This window comes from Halomonas smyrnensis AAD6 (assembly GCF_000265245.1).
GTDB lineage: Bacteria > Pseudomonadota > Gammaproteobacteria > Pseudomonadales > Halomonadaceae > Halomonas > Halomonas smyrnensis.
On record NZ_AJKS02000012.1, the window covers coordinates 18,676 to 32,210 of the forward strand.

At 70.6% G+C, this 13,535-nt stretch carries 14 protein-coding genes and 1 pseudogene; 12 read left to right on the forward strand and 3 right to left on the reverse strand.

What is annotated here, in order from left to right; all coding sequences use genetic code 11:
- Positions 1 to 5: 5 nt before the first annotated feature.
- The gene (locus UYS_RS0212520; RefSeq protein WP_016855863.1) at positions 6 to 794 is read right to left on the reverse strand and encodes a uroporphyrinogen-III synthase; all 789 of its coding nucleotides are present in this window, start codon (positions 792 to 794) and stop codon (positions 6 to 8) included.
- The gene (gene hemC, locus UYS_RS0212525) at positions 794 to 1,726 is read right to left on the reverse strand and encodes a hydroxymethylbilane synthase (protein WP_394601992.1); all 933 of its coding nucleotides are present in this window, start codon (positions 1,724 to 1,726) and stop codon (positions 794 to 796) included. Before hemC ends, UYS_RS0212520 begins: the two co-directional genes overlap by 1 nt.
- Before the next feature lie 299 nt (positions 1,727 to 2,025).
- Here hemC and argH point away from each other — a divergent pair, with 299 nt between their 5' ends.
- The 7 genes and pseudogenes from argH (at position 2,026) to UYS_RS0212560 (ending at position 8,227) form a co-directional block, all read left to right on the forward strand.
- Positions 2,026 to 3,462 carry an argininosuccinate lyase gene (argH, locus tag UYS_RS0212530; protein WP_016855865.1) on the forward strand — a complete coding sequence of 479 codons (1,437 nt, stop codon included), beginning with the start codon at positions 2,026 to 2,028 and terminating at the stop codon, positions 3,460 to 3,462.
- Positions 3,462 to 3,566: pseudogene (lptM, locus tag UYS_RS19025) on the forward strand (LPS translocon maturation chaperone LptM); the annotation flags it as partial. The gene argH and the pseudogene lptM, both read left to right, overlap by 1 nt.
- Positions 3,567 to 3,652: 86 nt before the next feature.
- Positions 3,653 to 4,933: a diaminopimelate decarboxylase gene (lysA, locus tag UYS_RS0212540; RefSeq protein ID WP_016855867.1), complete on the forward strand. Its 1,281-nt coding sequence runs from the start codon at positions 3,653 to 3,655 to the stop codon at positions 4,931 to 4,933.
- Positions 4,933 to 5,766 (forward strand): diaminopimelate epimerase, encoded by an 834-nt coding sequence (gene dapF / locus UYS_RS0212545; protein WP_016855868.1) that lies wholly within the window; start codon positions 4,933 to 4,935, stop codon positions 5,764 to 5,766. The genes lysA and dapF overlap by 1 nt, the downstream gene beginning before the upstream one ends.
- 43 nt (positions 5,767 to 5,809) lie before the next feature.
- A complete protein-coding gene (locus UYS_RS0212550; RefSeq protein ID WP_016855869.1) occupies positions 5,810 to 6,529 on the forward strand; it encodes a DUF484 family protein in 720 nt (239 codons plus the stop codon).
- On the forward strand, positions 6,522 to 7,442 hold the full coding sequence (locus tag UYS_RS0212555) for a tyrosine recombinase XerC (protein WP_016855870.1): 921 nt from the start codon (positions 6,522 to 6,524) through the stop codon (positions 7,440 to 7,442). Before UYS_RS0212550 ends, UYS_RS0212555 begins: the two co-directional genes overlap by 8 nt.
- Positions 7,439 to 8,227 carry an HAD family hydrolase gene (locus tag UYS_RS0212560; RefSeq protein WP_016855871.1) on the forward strand — a complete coding sequence of 263 codons (789 nt, stop codon included), beginning with the start codon at positions 7,439 to 7,441 and terminating at the stop codon, positions 8,225 to 8,227. The genes UYS_RS0212555 and UYS_RS0212560 overlap by 4 nt, the downstream gene beginning before the upstream one ends.
- A gap of 140 nt (positions 8,228 to 8,367) precedes the next feature.
- Here the strand turns inward: UYS_RS0212560 and yihA are convergent, their stop codons facing one another.
- A complete protein-coding gene (gene yihA / locus UYS_RS0212565; protein ID WP_016855872.1) occupies positions 8,368 to 8,988 on the reverse strand; it encodes a ribosome biogenesis GTP-binding protein YihA/YsxC in 621 nt (206 codons plus the stop codon).
- Between the two features lie 177 nt (positions 8,989 to 9,165).
- On the opposite strand from yihA, the gene UYS_RS0212570 reads away from it, so the two are divergent.
- From UYS_RS0212570 to UYS_RS0212590, 5 genes are all read left to right on the forward strand, one after another.
- Positions 9,166 to 9,786: a c-type cytochrome gene (locus tag UYS_RS0212570; RefSeq protein WP_016855873.1), complete on the forward strand. Its 621-nt coding sequence runs from the start codon at positions 9,166 to 9,168 to the stop codon at positions 9,784 to 9,786.
- Positions 9,787 to 9,925: 139 nt separating this feature from the next.
- Positions 9,926 to 10,555, forward strand: coding sequence for a thiol:disulfide interchange protein DsbA/DsbL (locus UYS_RS0212575; RefSeq protein ID WP_016855874.1), 630 nt, complete (start codon positions 9,926 to 9,928; stop codon positions 10,553 to 10,555).
- 1 nt (position 10,556) lies between these two features.
- Positions 10,557 to 11,363, forward strand: coding sequence for an endonuclease/exonuclease/phosphatase family protein (locus UYS_RS0212580; protein WP_016855875.1), 807 nt, complete (start codon positions 10,557 to 10,559; stop codon positions 11,361 to 11,363).
- A 143-nt stretch (positions 11,364 to 11,506) separates the two neighbouring features.
- Positions 11,507 to 12,067 carry a TRAP transporter small permease subunit gene (locus UYS_RS0212585; protein ID WP_016855876.1) on the forward strand — a complete coding sequence of 187 codons (561 nt, stop codon included), beginning with the start codon at positions 11,507 to 11,509 and terminating at the stop codon, positions 12,065 to 12,067.
- Positions 12,067 to 13,470, forward strand: coding sequence for a TRAP transporter large permease (locus UYS_RS0212590; RefSeq protein WP_016855877.1), 1,404 nt, complete (start codon positions 12,067 to 12,069; stop codon positions 13,468 to 13,470). The genes UYS_RS0212585 and UYS_RS0212590 overlap by 1 nt, the downstream gene beginning before the upstream one ends.
- The last annotated feature ends 65 nt before the right edge of the window (positions 13,471 to 13,535 follow it).

Below are 13,535 nucleotides of genomic sequence, written 5' to 3' on the forward strand. Positions count from 1 at the left end.
TGTCGCTAGCCCTTTTCGAGATCGTCATGATCGACATCGGCCCTCTCCGGGTCTCCCTCGGCCACGGCCTTCGCCAGCGCGGCGGGCGTGGCTCCCGCCGCCACCGCGGGGCGACGAAACCCCAGCGTGCCGGCCAGTGTAGCCAACCGGGTACTGGACACGATTAGCGGTTGGTGCAAGGCGGCGCGCGAGCACCATCTTGCCAGATGTTCGAGAATTTCTCCGCTAGTCACCACCAGGGCGCGATAGTCGCCGGTGGCGAGCCGCCGCGCGAAGGCCGCGCCGGGGTCGAGCAGGCGGCGGCGATAGAGCGCCAGCCGGGTCAGCTCGGCGCCGCGCGCGGCGAGCGTCTCGCCCAGCAGCGCCCGGCCGCCCTCGCCCGCCGCCAGCAGCACCTTCTGCTCGTCGAGGCGCTTGAGCGACCCCAGGCCGAGCAGCGCCTCGCTGGTGTCGCCGGCGCCGGCCGGCGCCAGGTGCACCCGCACGCCCAGCTCGCGGTGCAGCACCTCGGCGGTGGCCGCGCCCACGGCATAGTAGTCGAGGCCCACCGGCAGCTGCGGCCAGTAGCGGTCCAGCGCATCAACCAGGCATTCGGCGGCGAAGGGGCTGACCACCACCACCCGCCGGAACTGATCGAAGTCCAGCCAGGCGTTTCGCTGCGCCTGGGTCTCCGGCAGGGCCTCGAGGGCCATGGCCTCGCCACGCTCGACGGCGAAGCCGCGCGCGGCGATGGCCTCGGCCAGCGCCGCGGCCCGGGGCCCGGGACGGCAGATCAGGACCGGCGCTGTCGCCATCAGCCGCCGCCGTAGACCTCGGCGAGGATATCGCCGGCACCCAGGTCCAGCAGCTCCTCGGCGACGCGGATGCCCAGCGCCTCGGGCTCGTGGATCGAGCCGCGGCCCTCGGCGCGCAGCACCTCGGTGCCCTCGGGATTGCCGACCAGGGCGCGCAGCCACAGGGTCTGGCCGTCGTCCTCGAACACGGCGTGACCGCCGATCGGCACCTGGCAGCCGCCCTCGAGGCGCGTGTTCATGGCGCGCTCGGCGCGCACCCGCGTGGCCGTGGCCGGATCGTCGAGCGGCGCCAGCAGCGAGATCAGCTCGGCATCGTGCATGCGGCACTCGATGCCCAGCGCCCCCTGGCCGCAGGCCGGCAGGCAGACCTCCGGCGGCAGCTCCATGGTGATGCGATCGCCCAGCCCCAGGCGCTTGAGCCCGGAGGTGGCCAGCAGGATGGCGTCGAACTCGCCGTCGTCGAGCTTGCCGAGGCGGGTCTGGACGTTGCCGCGCAGGCTCAGCACCTCGAGGTCGGGGCGCGCCTCGCGCATCTGCAGGCCGCGGCGCAGGCTGGAGGTGCCGATGCGCGCGCCCTCGGGCAGCTCGTCCAGGGAGGCATAGTGGTTGGAAACGAAGGCGTCGGTGGGATCGGCGCCCTCGAGGATCACCGACAGCCCCAGGCTCTCGGGGAAATGCATCGGCACGTCCTTCATCGAGTGCACCGCGATGTCGGCGCGGCCGTCGAGCATCGCCTCCTCCAGCTCCTTGACGAACAACCCCTTGCCGCCGACCTTGGCCAGCGGCGTGTCGAGGATCTTGTCGCCGCGGGTGGACATCGGCACCAGCTCCACCTTGAGCTCGGGGTGCGTCGCCATCAGGCGGTCACGGACGTGCTCGGCCTGCCACAGGGCCAGCTGGCTCTTGCGGGTGGCGATACGCAACGTTGTCATGGCTTGCACAGGCTTCTCTCCGTCCCGGTTCATAGCGCCGGCGCCTGTTCACGCGGGCGCCCGGTGATCTCTGATATAGCTTCATCATAAAGGACCCGGCAGGCCAGGAAAATCGCCGCCCTGCCAGGACGCCCTCCGAATCCGTCGCCGCCAGGCATGAGCGGGCGCCGGGGCGGCGGCCGCGGAAGCGCCCCGCCCCCTCGCCTGACCCGCGGACTCTGGTACACTTTCCGCCATGTCAAGCCGGCACGGCCCGCCGCTCGCCGCCTCCTCTCACCGTCATGCAGGATGTCAGCCCGATGAGCCAGACCCCGACGAACGATAGCACCAACCAGTCCTGGGGCGGCCGCTTCAGCGAGCCCACCGACGCCTTCGTCGCCCGCTTCACCGCCTCGGTCGACTTCGACCAGCGCCTGGCCCACCACGATATCCAGGGGTCGCGCGCCCACGCCACCATGCTGGCACGGGTCGGGGTGCTCACCGAGGACGAACGCGACACCATCCTGGCAGGCCTCGACGAGGTCCAGGCGGAGATCGAGGCCGGCACCTTCGAGTGGTCGGTGGACCTCGAGGACGTGCACATGAACATCGAGGCGCGGCTCACCGACAAGATCGGCATCACCGGCAAGAAGCTGCACACCGGCCGCTCGCGCAACGACCAGGTCGCCACCGACATCCGCCTGTTCCTGCGCGACGAGATCGACACCGTGGGCGCCGAGCTGGCCCGCCTGCGCCAGGGCCTGATCGCGCTGGCCGAGCGCGAGGCCGACACCATCATGCCCGGCTTCACGCACCTGCAGACCGCCCAGCCGGTGACCTTCGGCCACCACCTGCTGGCCTGGCAGGAGATGCTCGCCCGCGACCACGAGCGCCTGCTCGACTGCCGCAAGCGGGTCAACGTGCTGCCGCTCGGCGCCGCCGCCCTGGCCGGCACCACCTACCCGATCGACCGCCACGTGACCGCCGAGCTGCTGGGCTTCGACCGCCCCGCCGAGAACAGCCTCGACGCCGTCAGCGATCGCGACTTCGCCATCGAGTTCACCGCCTTCGCCAGCACCCTGCTGATGCACCTGTCGCGCATGAGCGAGGAGCTGGTGCTGTGGACCAGCGCCCAGTTCGACTTCATCGACCTGCCCGACCGCTTCTGCACCGGCTCCTCGATCATGCCGCAGAAGAAGAACCCGGACGTGCCGGAGCTGGTGCGCGGCAAGACCGGCCGCGTCTACGGCCACCTGATGGGCATGCTGACGCTGATGAAGTCCCAGCCGCTGGCCTACAACAAGGACAACCAGGAGGACAAGGAGCCGCTGTTCGACGCCCTGACCACCGTGCAGGACTGCCTCAAGGCGTTCGCCGACATGGTGCCGGCCATCGAGGCCAAGGCCGACAGCATGCGCGAGGCCGCGCGCAAGGGCTTCTCCACCGCCACCGACCTGGCGGACTACCTGGTGTGCCGCGGCGTGGCCTTCCGCGACGCCCACGAGATCGTCGGCCAGTCCGTGGCCTATGGGCTGCGCGAGGGCAAGGACCTCTCCGACATGAGCCTCGAGGAGCTGCGCCAGTTCTCCGACGTGATCGAGCAGGACGTGTTCGAGGTGCTGACCCTCGAGGGCTCGGTGGCCGCCCGCAACCACATCGGCGGCACCGCCCCGGACCAGGTGCGCGCCGCCGCCCAGCGCGCCCGCGAGGCCCTGGCCGCGCTGAGCGCCGATCGCACCCAGGGAGGCGAGGGCTGATGCGCCGCCTCGCCCCCCTCGCCCTGCTGACGCTCGCCCTGCTGGCCGGCTGCGGCCAGAAGGGCCCGCTCTACCTGCCCGGCGACGAGGCCGCGGCGGAGCGCTACGGCCCCCGCGATGCCCAGCAGAGCGACGACACCCAGGACAACGACGCCAACGCCGACGACACACGCAGCGCCGAGGAAGACTGATGGACCATTTCGAATATCGCGACGGCGTGCTTCACGCGGAAGACGTGGCCCTGCCGCGGCTGGCCGAGGAGTTCGGCACCCCCTGCTACGTCTACTCCAAGGCCACCCTGGCGCGCCACTTCCGCGCCTACACCGAGGCGCTGGGCAGCCACCCGCACCTGATCTGCTACGCGGTGAAGGCCAACTCCAACCTGGCGGTGCTCAACCTGCTGGCGCGGCTCGGGGCCGGCTTCGACATCGTCTCGGTGGGCGAGCTGGAGCGGGTGCTGGTGGCCGGCGGCGATCCGGCCAGGATCGTGTTCTCCGGCGTGGCCAAGGAGGAGAACGAGCTCGAGCGCGCGCTCTCCGTGGGCATCAAGTGCTTCAACGTCGAGTCCCGGGCCGAGCTCGAGCGCCTCGACGCCGTGGCCCGGGGCATGGGCAAGGTCGCCGCGGTCTCGCTGCGGGTCAATCCCGACGTCGACGCCGGCACCCATCCCTACATTTCCACCGGGCTCAAGGACAACAAGTTCGGCATCCCGGTCGACGAGGCCCATGAGGTCTACCGTCGGGCCGCGGCCATGGAACACATCCGCGTCACCGGGCTGGACTGCCACATCGGCTCCCAGCTGACCGACACCACGCCCTTCCTCGACGCCCTCGACCGGCTGCTGGTGCTGCTCGAGAAGCTGCGCGAGGACGGCATCGAGATCGAACACCTCGACCTCGGCGGCGGCCTCGGCGTGACCTATCAGGACGAGCGTCCGCCGCAGCCGTTCGACTACGCCACCGCGCTGCTCGAGCGGCTGTCGTGCTGGCCGGGCAGCGAGCGTTTGACGCTGCTGTTCGAGCCGGGCCGCTCGATCGCCGCCAACGCCGGCGTGCTGCTGACCCGCGTCGAGTTCCTCAAGCCCGGCGAGACCAAGAACTTCGCCATCGTCGACGCGGCCATGAACGACCTGATCCGGCCCTCGCTCTACCAGGCCTGGCAGGCGATCCTGGCGGTTGACACCGGCGCCGAACGCGCCAGCGACACCTACGACGTGGTCGGCCCGGTGTGCGAGACCGGCGACTTCCTCGGCAAGGACCGCGAGCTCGCCATCGCCCCGGGCGACCTGCTGGCGGTGCGCTCCGCCGGCGCCTACGGCTTCGTCATGGCCTCCAACTACAACAGCCGCCCGCGCCCGGCCGAGGTGATGGTCGACGGCGATCGTGCCCACCTGGTGCGCCGCCGCGAGCGGCTCGAGGACCTGTGGGCCGGCGAGGCGGTGCTGCCGGACGACAGCGCGGAGACGCCTTGATGCTGCTGCAGTTCACCAAGATGCACGGGCTGGGCAACGACTTCATGGTGGTCGACCTGATCAGCCAGCGGGCGCGGCTGCGCGACGAGCAGATCCGCGAGCTGGCCGACCGCCGCTTCGGCATCGGCTTCGACCAGCTGCTGGTGGTCGAGCCGCCGCGCGATCCCGACATGGACTTCCGCTACCGGATCTACAACGCCGACGGCAGCGAGGTCGAGAACTGCGGCAACGGTGCCCGCTGCTTCGCCCGCTTCGTGCGTGACCAGCGCCTGACCCACAAGCACGAGATCCGCGTCGAGACCGCCGGCGGCCCCCTGACCCTGGTGGTCGAGGAGGACGAGCGGGTGCGCGTCGACATGGGCACCCCGCGCTTCGCCCCCGAGGCGCTGCCCTTCGAGGCCGACGAGGACCGCCCGCGGCACGCGCTCACCGTCGAGGGCGAGACCCTCGAGGTCGGCGTGGTGTCGATGGGCAATCCTCACGCGGTGCTGCGGGTGGCCGACGTCGACACCGCCCCGGTGGAGCGCCTGGGCCCGCTGATCGAGCATCACCCGCGCTTCCCGAAGCGGGTCAATGCCGGCTTCATGCAGGTGGTGTCGCCGCACGAGATTCGCCTGCGCGTCTTCGAGCGCGGCAGCGGCGAGACCCTGGCCTGCGGCACCGGCGCCTGCGCCGCGGTGGCCACCGGCATCCGCCTGGGCTGGCTCGAGAGCCCGGTCACCGTGCACCTGCCCGGCGGCGACCTGGAGATCGCCTGGCCCGGCGGCGAGGCCCACCTGACCATGACCGGACCCGCCACGCGGGTCTTCGAGGGACGCGTACCCCTGGCATAAAGACCGACAACACCGCGCGCCCAACGCAGAGGAGAGATCGCCCATGAGCCAAGCCGCCCCCGAGCCGCGCAAGACCCTGGACCCCGACATCGTCGCCCAGTGGCTGGCCCGCCACCCGGACTTCTTCGTCGGCCGCGAGGGGCTGCTGCAACAGCTCCGGGTGCCGCACCCCGAGGCCCGGGGCGCCACCTCCCTGCTGGAGCGCCTGGTGCACGACCTGCGTGGCCGCGCCGAGCAATCCGAATGGCGGCTCGAGCAGCTGCTCGAGTCGGCCCGCCACAACGAGGCCCAGTACCGGCGCACCCGCGAGCTGGTGCTGGCGCTGCTCGAGGCCGAGGACCGCGATGCCCTCGGCCAGGCGCTGGCGACCCAGTTCAGCGAGCGCTTCCAGGTGCCGGCGCTGGCGCTGTGGTGCCCGTCCTCGCTGACCGACGACGAGCCGACGCCGCCCCAGGCGCCTCGCCAGGTGCTCGACGACCACGCGGCCCAGCGCCTCAACGCGCTGCTCGACGGCCGGGCCAGCCGCTGCGCGCGGCTCACGCCCACCGACTGGAAGCGCCTGCTGCCCCATGCGCCGGCGCCCGAGCAGGCCGGCTCCTGCGCCCTCGCGCGGCTGACCCTGGGCGAGCCCATGGGCTATCTGGTGCTGGCCAACCCCGATCCGGATCACTTCCGCGCCAGCATGGACACCCTGTTCACCGAATACGTCGGCGACGTGGTGGCCCGGCTGCTGGAGCGGCTGACGCCCCCCCGCCATGGCTGAGGACACACCGCTGGCGCGCCAGGTCGAGGCCTGCCTGGCCGAACTCGCCCGCACGGCCAGCCCGGCCACGGTGAGCGCCTATCGGCAGGACCTGGCGGCGCTGGCCGCCTTCCTCGAGGCCCAGGGCGTGGACGACGGCGCCGCGCTGGACGTGGCCCTGATGCGCCGCTTCCTCGGCGGCGAGCGGGCCCGCGGCCTGGCGCCGCGCAGCCTGGCCCGGCGCCGCGCGGCCGCGGCACGCTTCGCCGAATGGCTGCGTCGCGACGGCCGGCTGGCCCACAACCCGACGGAGCTGGTGCGCACGCCCAAGGCGCCGAAGGACCTGCCGCGCCCGGTGGACGTGGACGCCCTGGCGCGCTTCCTCGACACGCCCCACGACGGCTCGCCGCTGTCGGTGCGCGACCAGGCCATGCTCGAGCTGTTCTACTCGAGCGGCCTGCGCCTGGCCGAGCTGGCCGCCCTCGACCTGACCGACCTCCAGCCCCAGCGGGTGCGAGTGCTGGGCAAGGGCGGCAAGCCGCGTCAGGTGCCGGTGGGCGGACGCGCCCGCCAGGCCCTGGACGCCTGGCTGAGCGTGCGCGGCGCCCTGGCGGGCGACGGCGAGGGCGCGCTGTTCGTCGGCGCCCGGGGCGGGCGCCTCGGGCACCGGGCGATCCAGCAGCGCCTCGCCCAGCTGGCCCGGCGTCGCGGCCTCGACGAACACCTGCATCCGCACCGCCTGCGCCACTCCTTCGCCAGCCACCTGCTCGAATCCAGCCAGGACCTGCGCGCGGTCCAGGAACTCCTGGGCCATGCCCACCTGTCGACCACTCAGGTCTACACCCGGCTGGACTGGCAGCACCTGGCCGCCGGATACGACGCGGCACATCCCCGGGCGCGACGCCGCCCCGACGACAGCGACACTTCCCCATGACCCGACGCCCCCTCTCTCCCCCCGGCCAGCGCCCCCTCCAGGCCCTGACCTTCGATCTCGACGATACCCTGTGGGACAACCAGGGAGTGATGACCCTCACCGAGGAGGGCCACTACGCCTGGCTCGACGCGTCTCTCGCCGCCTGGCTCGCCGAGCGCGGCGAACACGCCCTGGGCCGCTTCGCCGAGCGGCAGCCGATCGAGGCCTACCAGCGCCGCCGGCGCGAGCTGGCCGAGCGCCATCCGCTGCGCCGCGGCGACTTCACCTGGATCCGCGAGCAGGCGCTGTGTGCGCTGCTGGAGGAATTCGGCCTGCCCCGCGCGGCGGCCTGGATGTGGGCGCTGGCGGCCATGGAACACTTCCACCACCTGCGCCTGCGCGTCTCGCCCTATCCGGAGGTGGAGCCGATGCTCGAGGACCTGCGCCGGCGCTACCGGCTGGCCTCGATCACCAACGGCAACCTGGCCTTCCACCGGCTCGAGCTGTCGCGCCACTTCGAGGTCTCGATCGCCGCCGGCGAGATGCACGCGCCCAAGCCGGACCCGCGCTGCTTTTTGATGACGCTGGCCAAGCTCGGCACCACGCCGGAGCGGGCGATGCATATCGGCGATTCCTGGCAGGAGGACATCCTGCCGGCGGTGCGGCTGGGCATGCAGGCGGCCTGGATCGCCGGCGACACGCCCCACGGCGAGGCGATGCCGGCCGGCGTGCACCGGCTCTCGCATATCCGCGAGCTGCCGGCGCTGCTGGAGAGACTGAGTCACGGAAAGCGGTCCGACGGGTGAGCGCCTAGGACGCTCATGGGCGCCGGGGGCAAGGCGTAGCGAGGGTCCTACGCCAGGGATGGCGTCGGTAGCGTACAGGGAAGTATTTACAGCGCCCTCGCGAAGGCTTGCCGCCGGGCAAGCCCTCCTGTAGCAGGCACTTAGTCGTCGGCGATCTCAGCCAAGAGCCAGTCGTCGAGGCGCTGATGTACTTCCTCGATGCCGTCCTTCTTGAGCGACGAGAACAGCTGCACGCTCACCAGATCCTCCCACTCGCGCAGCCGCGAGCGGACCTGCTGCAGGGCGTTCTTGGCCGCGCCGCGCTTCAGCTTGTCGGCCTTGGTCAGCAGGATATGCACCGGCATGTCGGCCTCGTCGGCCCAGCCGAGCAGGGTCTGGTCGAACTCGGTGAGCGGATGACGCACGTCCATCAGCAGCACCAGCCCCCGCAGCGAGGAACGCCGGCGCAGGTAGTCGGAGAGGTGGCGCTGCCACTCCAGCTTCACCTGCTCGGGGACCTTGGCATAGCCGTAGCCCGGCAGGTCGACCAGGCGATGCGCGTCGCCCTCGTCCAGCGAGAAGAAGTTGATCAGCTGGGTCCGACCCGGCGTCTTGGAGGTGCGCGCCAGCGCCTTCTGGCGCGTCAGGGCGTTGATGGCGCTGGACTTGCCGGCGTTGGAACGGCCGGCGAAGGCGACCTCGGCCCCGGCATCGGCGGGACATTTCGCCAGCGTCGGCGCACTGGTGATGAAGCTGGCTGCCTGGTAATTGAGGCGCGACATGGCGGGGTTCCTGACGTCGATCAAGGGCGTCGCGGGTTGCATTTCCGCGATTCCGGTGTTCCTTTTATACTGCAGTCGATTTTGTCTGCGGCCGGGGACGGCAGTATACACCGTGCACCCAACGCCAGCGACCGGCGGCCCGGCCCGCTCCACCACTAACGGCAGTGTGGATTCGCGATGAGAAAGCTTCTGGCAAGCCTGGCCATTTCCCTGAGCGCCACCGGCGCCGCCCATGCCGCGTCCCTGGCGCAGGCCGATGCCGCCGCCGGAGGCGACAAGGCCGCGGCCTGCGCCGCCTGCCACGGCCAGCAGGGCGTCGGCATCACCCCGACCTTCCCCAACCTGGCCGGCCAGCAGGCCTCCTACCTGGCCAAGCAGATCATGGACATCCGCGACGGCAACCGTCAGGTGCCGCAGATGGCCGGCCAGGTGGACGGCTTCTCCGATCAGGACGCCTGGGACGTGGCCGCCTACTACGCCGGCATGGAACCGGCGCTGGGCCAGGCCGACCCCGATCCCGCCCTGGTCGAGCGTGGCCGCGAGCTGTACCGCGCCGGCGACATGGAGAAGGGCCTGCCGGCCTGTGCGGCCTGCCACACGCCCACCGGCGCGGGCATCGGCAGCGCCGTCTATCCCGCCCTCTCGGGCCAGCAGCGCGACTATGTCGTCTCCACCCTGCAGGCCTTCGCCGCCGGCGAGCGCGCCAACGATCCAAGCGCTATCATGCGCGACATCGCCGCCAAGATGAGCGACCGCGACATGGAGGCGGTGGCCAACTACGTACACGGTCTGCACTGAGCCGGGCCCCGCGAGCGCGGCCGCGCGCCGCGCTCGACGCCTTCAGGGAACCCACGGCCCGGCGGCGACTCCAAGGCCGCGAACGCCGTTCCCGAATGACGGCGATCGGATCACGTCAAATCAAGGAGAGACTCCCCGAATGTTCAAGTCACTGATGGTCGCCGTGGCCGGCCTCGGCCTGTCCACCCTCGCCTCCGCTGCCCCGGTCGCCGGACAGGACTACACCGTGCTCGACGAGCCGGTCCAGACCCAGGTCGCCGACGGCAAGATCGAGGTCACCGAGGCCTTCTGGTACGGATGCCCGCACTGCTACGCCCTGGAAGAACCCCTCAACGCCTGGGTCGACGAGCTGCCCGAGGACGTCGAGTTCCAGCGCATGCCGGCCACCATGGGCGGCGCCTGGAACCGCCACGCCACCGCCTTCTATGCCGCCCAGCAGCTGGGCATCCAGCAGGAGATGCACAGCGACTTCTTCGACGCCATCCACGAGCAGGGCGCCCAGCTGACCGACAACGAGGACATCGCGGCCTTCTTCGGCCAGTACGGCGTCAGCGAGGACGAGGCCCTCGACGCCCTGGACGCCTTCGGCGTGAAGTCCCAGGTCAACCGCGCCCACGCGCGGATGCGCAACATGCAGCTGATGGGCGTGCCGGCGCTGGTCGTCGACGGCCGCTTCGTGGTGACCCCGAGCACCGCCGGCAGCCTCGACAACATGCCGCAGATCGCCGATGCCCTGGTCGAGCAGGTGCGCGAGGAGCGGGCCGAATAACATGAGTCATCAGGCCGAGGACAGGGGCCTGGCCCCGCACACGAAGCCCCTGAAGCTGCTGACCTTCAACCTGCAGGTGGGCATCCAGACCTCGGCCTATCATCACTACCTGACCCGGGGCTGGCAGCACCTGCTGCCCCACCCCCGCCGCGGCGAGCGCCTCGACGCCATGGGCGAGGTGCTCAGCGGCTTCGACATCGTCGGCCTGCAGGAGGTGGACGGCGGCAGCTTCCGCTCCGGCCACGTCAATCAGGTCGACTACCTGGCCAGCCACGGCGGCTTTCCCCACCACTACCAGCAGCTCAACCGCAACCTGGGGCGCGTCGCCCAGCACAGCAACGGCCTGCTGTCGAAGCTGCCGCCGGCGCGCATCGAGGAACACCGCCTGCCCGGCACCCTGCCCGGGCGCGGCGCCATCCACGCCCGCTTCGGCGACGGCCCCGACGCCCTGCACGTGTTCGTCGCCCACCTGGCGCTGAGCCATCGCGGCCGCGTGCGCCAGCTCGACTATCTCAGCGAGCTGATCCGGCCCCTGCGCCACGTGGTGGTGATGGGCGATCTCAACTGCACGCCGGACCAGATCCACGCCCACTCGCGCTTCCGCGAGGCGCTGCCGCTGCATCCGGTGCGCCCGCCGCTCAGCTATCCCTCCTGGCAGCCCCGCCGCGCCCTGGATCACATCCTGCTCTCCGACTCGCTGGAGGCCGACCGCGTCGAGGTACTGGAGCACCTGTTCTCCGACCACCTGCCGGTGGCGATCGAGATCCGGCTGCCTGACGCCTGCCGCGCCAGCCTAGCGCGAGCCTAGGGCCGCAGCCGGCGAGCCAAGGGTAAGACCAATGTCCCACCCGTCGTCCTGACAGGCGTTGACCAATTCCCGTATAGTCGGCTGGGCCGTTTCAACGCACGGCGCTACTATCTCGACATCCTTGCAACCTCGAGCGATCGCCCATGCCTCCCACCCACGAGCTACCGAGCCTCCTGGCCCGGCTCGACCGCTTCTCCGAGTGGCTCGGCCGCAGCCTGTCCTGGCTGATCCTGCTGATGATGCTGATCCAGTTTCTGATCGTGGTGCTGCGCTATGCCTTCAGCATCAACAGCATCCCCATGCAGGAATCGGTGATGTACATGCACGCCACGGTATTCATGCTGGCCGCCGGCTACACCCTGCGCCACGGCGGCCACGTGCGGGTGGACATCTTCTATCGGGCCATGACGGCGAAGCGCAAGGCGCTGATCGACCTGCTGGGCACGCTGCTGCTGCTGCTGCCCTTCATGCTCTTCGTGATCCTGTCCAGCCTGGGCTATGTCGGCAAGTCCTGGGCGATCCTCGAGACCTCGCCGGACACCGGCGGCATCCCCGGCGTCTTCCTGCTCAAGACGCTGATCCCGGTGTTCGCTGGGCTGATGATCCTGCAGGGCGTGGTCGAGGCCTCGCGTAACCTGCTGATCCTGACCGGCCGCATCGATCCCGAGGCCGACGTCCCCGACCACCACGAGGAGCACCTGTGATGCTGGAGTTCATGCCGCTGGTGCTGTTCGCCGTGATCTGCACCGTCCTGATGTTCGGCTATCCGGTCGCCCTGTCGCTGGCCGGCACCGCCCTGGCCTTCGCCGGCCTGGGCTTCGGCCTCGAGGCGCTGGGCGTCGATGCCAATTTCGACGGCGGCTACCTGGCCGCCTTCCCCAACCGCCTCTACGGCATCATGAGCAACCAGACGCTGCTCGCGGTGCCACTGTTCGTGTTGATGGGGGTGCTGCTGGAGAAATCCCGGGTCGCGGAGACGCTGCTCGAGGCCATGGCGCTGCTGTTCGGCTCGCTGCGCGGCGGCCTCGGCATCTCGGTCACCGTGGTCGGCATGCTGCTGGCCGCCTCCACCGGCATCGTCGGCGCCACCGTGGTCACCATGGGCCTGATGTCGCTGCCGACCATGCTCAAGCGCGGCTACAGCATGCCGCTGGCCACCGGCACCATCTGCGCCACCGGCACCCTGGGCCAGATCATCCCGCCCTCCATCGCCCTGGTGCTGCTGGGCGACGTGCTGTCCTCCGCCTATCAGCAGGCCCAGCTGTCGATGGGCATCTTCAGCCCCAAGACCGTCTCGGTGGGCGACCTGTTCATGGGCGCGCTGGTGCCCGGCCTGATCCTGGTGGGGCTGTATATCGCCTACGTCGCCGTGACCGCCTGGATCAAGCCCGCCTCCGCACCGGCCGTGGATCGCCGCGACCTGATGGATGAGCTCGGCCACGAGGGCGGCCTCGGCCTGCTGCTGCTCAAGGGGCTGGTGCCGCCGATCGTGCTGATCGTGGTGGTGCTGGGCTCGATCCTCGGCGGTTTCGCCACCCCCACCGAGGCCTCCGCGGTCGGCGCCTTCGGCGCGCTGATGCTGGCCCTGGCCTATCGCCGCCTGGACATGGCCACCCTCAAGGAGGTGCTGCGCTCCACCGTGGACGTCACCACCATGGTGTTCCTGATCCTGATCGGCGCGGCGCTGTTCTCGCTGGTGTTCCGCGCCTACGGCGGCGAGGAACTGGTCACCCACCTGTTCGAGAGCATGCCCGGCGGCGTGGTCGGCGCCACCCTCATCGTGATGCTGGTGATCTTCCTGCTCGGCTTCATCCTCGACTTCATCGAGATCACCTTCGTGGTGGTGCCGATCGTCGGCCCGATCCTGCTGGCCATGGGCCTCGATCCGGTGTGGCTGGGCATCATGATCGCCATCAACCTGCAGACCTCGTTCCTGACGCCGCCGTTCGGCTTCGCGCTGTTCTACCTGCGCGGGGTGGCCCCGGAGTCGGTGCCGACCTCGGCCATCTACCGCGGCGTGATTCCGTTCATCGTCCTGCAGCTGGCGATGCTGATCGCGCTGTCGTTCTTCCCGCAGCTGGCCACCTGGCTGCCGCAGCAGTTCTAGCGGCGCCGGCCCAGCGCAGCGTTGGCGCCCCGTGGACGAGACGCGGGCGCCGACGGCTACAGTGT

Excerpts from the sequence above, each read along its gene's own strand:
- UYS_RS0212520 (WP_016855863.1), bottom strand. The coding sequence starts at position 794 with ATGGCGACAGCGCCGGTCCTGATCTGCCGTCCCGGGCCCCGGGCCGCG.
- UYS_RS0212555 (WP_016855870.1), top strand. The coding sequence starts at position 6,522 with ATGGCTGAGGACACACCGCTGGCGCGCCAGGTCGAGGCCTGCCTGGCC.
- UYS_RS0212560 (WP_016855871.1), top strand. The coding sequence starts at position 7,439 with ATGACCCGACGCCCCCTCTCTCCCCCCGGCCAGCGCCCCCTCCAGGCC.
- UYS_RS0212590 (WP_016855877.1), top strand. The coding sequence starts at position 12,067 with ATGCTGGAGTTCATGCCGCTGGTGCTGTTCGCCGTGATCTGCACCGTC.
- UYS_RS0212550 (WP_016855869.1), top strand. The coding sequence starts at position 5,810 with ATGAGCCAAGCCGCCCCCGAGCCGCGCAAGACCCTGGACCCCGACATC.
- UYS_RS0212580 (WP_016855875.1), top strand. The coding sequence starts at position 10,557 with ATGAGTCATCAGGCCGAGGACAGGGGCCTGGCCCCGCACACGAAGCCC.
- UYS_RS0212585 (WP_016855876.1), top strand. The coding sequence starts at position 11,507 with ATGCCTCCCACCCACGAGCTACCGAGCCTCCTGGCCCGGCTCGACCGC.
- UYS_RS0212570 (WP_016855873.1), top strand. The coding sequence starts at position 9,166 with ATGAGAAAGCTTCTGGCAAGCCTGGCCATTTCCCTGAGCGCCACCGGC.
- UYS_RS0212575 (WP_016855874.1), top strand. The coding sequence starts at position 9,926 with ATGTTCAAGTCACTGATGGTCGCCGTGGCCGGCCTCGGCCTGTCCACC.
- hemC (WP_394601992.1), bottom strand. The coding sequence starts at position 1,726 with ATGACAACGTTGCGTATCGCCACCCGCAAGAGCCAGCTGGCCCTGTGG.
- lysA (WP_016855867.1), top strand. The coding sequence starts at position 3,653 with ATGGACCATTTCGAATATCGCGACGGCGTGCTTCACGCGGAAGACGTG.
- yihA (WP_016855872.1), bottom strand. The coding sequence starts at position 8,988 with ATGTCGCGCCTCAATTACCAGGCAGCCAGCTTCATCACCAGTGCGCCG.
- dapF (WP_016855868.1), top strand. The coding sequence starts at position 4,933 with ATGCTGCTGCAGTTCACCAAGATGCACGGGCTGGGCAACGACTTCATG.
- argH (WP_016855865.1), top strand. The coding sequence starts at position 2,026 with ATGAGCCAGACCCCGACGAACGATAGCACCAACCAGTCCTGGGGCGGC.